Here is a 3,361-nt window from a genome sequence, read left to right on the forward strand (position 1 = left end):
TGTATAATAAAAGGGACTAAATTTATCCTAATTAAAGGAGGACTTTAGATGGCAAAAGTCAACGTTATATTCTACAGTATGTATGGCCATATCTATCAAATGGCTAAAGCCGAAGCGGAAGGCGCAAAAGAAGTAGAAGGAACGAATGTTGAGATCTACCGAGTCCCTGAAACCGTTCCTGAAGATATTCTAATCCAATCTGGAGCTAAAAAGGCACAAGAACAATTTTCACATATTCCAATAGCAAATATGGATTCTCTAGTTGAAGCTGATGCGATAATTTTTGGTACTCCCACCAGATTTGGCATGATGGCGGCGCAAATGAGGCAATTCCTTGATACAACAGGTCCACTTTGGGCAAAGGGAAGTTTGGTTGGAAAAATAGGTAGTGTCTTTACTTCTACTAGTACTCAACATGGGGGTCATGAATCTACTATTTTAAATTTTCATACAACGTTATTGCACCATGGAATGATTATTGTTGGAATTCCCTTTACTGAGCCAGATCTGAGCGATGTATCGAATATTCATGGGGGTTCACCGTATGGCGCCTCGGCAATTATCACCCAGAGCGATGAAAATAGACCTAATGAAATAGAACTTAATATTGCCAAAAGTCAGGGAAGAAGAGTAGCTGAAATAGCAAAAAAGCTTTTTGGTTGATATTTTGGAGAATAAACTCAAGGAGTACAATATCGGCTTTAAGAAACTTTTGAAAATTTTTGAAGGCGCACAAATTGTGCGTCTTTATTTTTTTTGAATTTAAAACTTCAATTGACTTTTAAAAAAATAATTGTTATAATTAATTATGATTATTCACTTGGTGTATGAATGAAATGATTAGAGGTGATCTTCCCAATGCTAAATATTCAAAATTACATTTTTTTCAACCCCTCTCCAAACTTTCGAGAAATGATGATCTTAAAGTTAATTTCTCAAGAAAACGATATTTCTCAAGAAACGATGGCGAAAAAAGTAGGGGTTGTCCCATCGATGATAAACAAGTATTTAAAGGATTTTGAAGAGAATGGAAATATTATAAAAAGCGGTGAAAACAAACGTAATATGAGTTATGAACTTACAGAGGCGGGAAAAAAGAGGTTGCAATTTTTAACCCTTAGTTTCGTTGATGAGGTTTCTGAGCTGTACACAGAAACCAAAGACTCCTTCAAAAAAGTTTTTCAAACTCTTAAAAAAGATAATTTAAAGGATATTCTTTTGTATGGTGCAGGGGTTGTTGGAGGGATTGTACTAAAGGTTTTGAAGGATGAAAATATTAATATAATTGGATTTTTGGATGATTCTCCTTCAAAGCAAGGAGATAAGCTTCAAGGAATAGATATTTACCCGCCGGAAAAAGCCAAAGAGTTAACCTATGATGCCCTCATAATAGCTTCGTTTAGAAAGTCAGAAAAAATATTGGAAAAGGCAACGGAAAGAAATTTGGAAAAATTGTACGTTTTTAAGATAGATGAGGAAGGCAATATTTCTTTGGAGGGGGATATGAAATGAAAGATAAGATGGAGGTTCCTCTTTTTGATTTAACAAGGCAATATGAAAAATTGAGAAAAGATGTTCTGAAGAAGTTGGATGCTGTTTTCACTTCTGGAAACGTGGTTATGGGAAGTAATGTAAAAGCCTTAGAAGAGGAAATTGCGAAGTATATAAACGTAAAGTATGCTATCGGTGTTGCCAATGGTTCTGATGCCCTAAGAATATCGGTTCAAGCTCTGGGTATAAAAGAAGGGGATTATGTCATCACCACACCATATACTTTTTTTGCAACTGCAAGTGCAATTGTACTGAATGGAGCCACTCCTATATTCGTGGATGTAGAAGATAAATACTACAACCTTGATTTGGATAAAGTCGAAGATTTGCTTGAAAATCATCCGGAAAAAGAAAAAATTAAAGCAATTATTCCTGTACACCTTTTTGGAAAAACCGTTGATTTAGAGAGATTGGAAAAAATAAGAGAGAATTACAACGTAAAAATCATAGAAGATGCCGCTCAATCTATTGGGTCTGTATGGCAGTATAAGAATGGCGAAAGAAAATTTAGTGGTAGTATAGGAGATTTGGGTATTTTTTCTTTCTTCCCAACAAAAAATCTGGGTGGTTATGGTGATGGTGGAATGGTTGTTACAAACGACGCGGATTTGGCAGATAGGGTCAGAAAACTAAGAGTCCATGGTGCAGCAAAAAAATATTATCACGATGAAGTTGGTTACAATTCAAGATTAGACGAAGTTCAAGCCTCAATATTGAGAATAAAACTAAACAATTTAGATGAATACATTGATAAAAGAATAAAAAAGGCAAAAAATTATGAAGAATTATTTGAATTACATAACCTCAACGAAGATTTAAGTTATCCTGCTTATTTTAATGATAGAACCCATGTTTATCACCAATACGTTGTTACTTTGAATAACCCCAAAGATAGGGATAAATTGAAGAAATTTTTAGAAAATAAAGGCGTTGGAACATCGATATACTATCCCCTGGGTTTGCACCTTCAAAAGTGTTTTGAGAACTTGGGTTATAAAGAAGGGAACTTCCCTGTAGCTGAAAAGGCATCTAAATCGACGATAGCTTTGCCGATGTTTCCAGAGCTCACCAAAAAAGAGCAGGAATACGTAGTTAAATGTATTAAAGAGTTTTTTTCAAAATAGTTTTAGAATTCATAAAAACAGTGTTATTTTAGAAAGGGGAGGACTGAAAAATGGCATTACTAGACAAAATAAAAGATAAAACGGCAAAGGTAGGGGTAATAGGTTTAGGTTATGTGGGTTTACCTCTTGCGGTAGAAAAGGCAAAGGCAGGGTACCATGTTTTAGGGTTCGATATTCAAAAAGAAAAGGTTGAAAAGGTCAACAAAGGAATAAATTATATTGGAGATATTGTAAATTCAGAGTTAGAAAAGCTAGTTGAAGATGGTTATCTAAGCGCCACAACTGATTATGATAGAATAAGGGAATGCGATTGTGTTATGATATGTGTTCCAACTCCTTTGAATAAATACAAACAACCTGATTTAAGTTTTGTTGTTGATTCAACAAAAGAGGTAGCAAAAAGGCTTCACCCAGAAATGTTGATTGTTTTAGAAAGCACTACATATCCAGGAACCACCGAAGAAGTAATTCTGCCATTATTACAAGAATATGGGTTTAAGGTTGGAAAAGATTTTTATTTAGCTTTTAGCCCAGAGAGGGTAGATCCAGGAAATTTGATTTACAAGACCAAAAATACACCAAAAGTAGTCGGTGGAGTTACCGAAAAATGCACTCTACATGCAAAGACACTAAGTGAAGACGTAGTAGAATCAGAAGCTTTCACCGTTACGTCTCCTGAGGAAGCC

Annotated in this window: 4 protein-coding genes; all 4 read left to right on the forward strand. The window is 35.0% G+C overall.

Annotated elements, in window-relative coordinates:
* The first annotated feature begins 48 nt into the window (after positions 1-48).
* On the forward strand, positions 49-663 hold the full coding sequence (gene wrbA / locus AA81_RS06420; RefSeq protein WP_103077390.1) for an NAD(P)H:quinone oxidoreductase: 615 nt from the start codon (positions 49-51) through the stop codon (positions 661-663).
* A 195-nt stretch (positions 664-858) separates the two neighbouring features.
* Entirely contained in the window at positions 859-1,512 is a 654-nt protein-coding gene (locus tag AA81_RS06425; protein ID WP_103064945.1) for a winged helix-turn-helix transcriptional regulator, read from the forward strand.
* The gene (locus AA81_RS06430; protein ID WP_103064946.1) at positions 1,509-2,675 is read left to right on the forward strand and encodes a DegT/DnrJ/EryC1/StrS family aminotransferase; all 1,167 of its coding nucleotides are present in this window, start codon (positions 1,509-1,511) and stop codon (positions 2,673-2,675) included. The genes AA81_RS06425 and AA81_RS06430 overlap by 4 nt, the downstream gene beginning before the upstream one ends.
* A gap of 50 nt (positions 2,676-2,725) precedes the next feature.
* Positions 2,726-3,361: nucleotide sugar dehydrogenase (locus tag AA81_RS06435; protein ID WP_146050353.1), on the forward strand; the 636-nt coding region annotated here is incomplete at its 3' end.

The organism is Petrotoga halophila DSM 16923 (assembly GCF_002924615.1).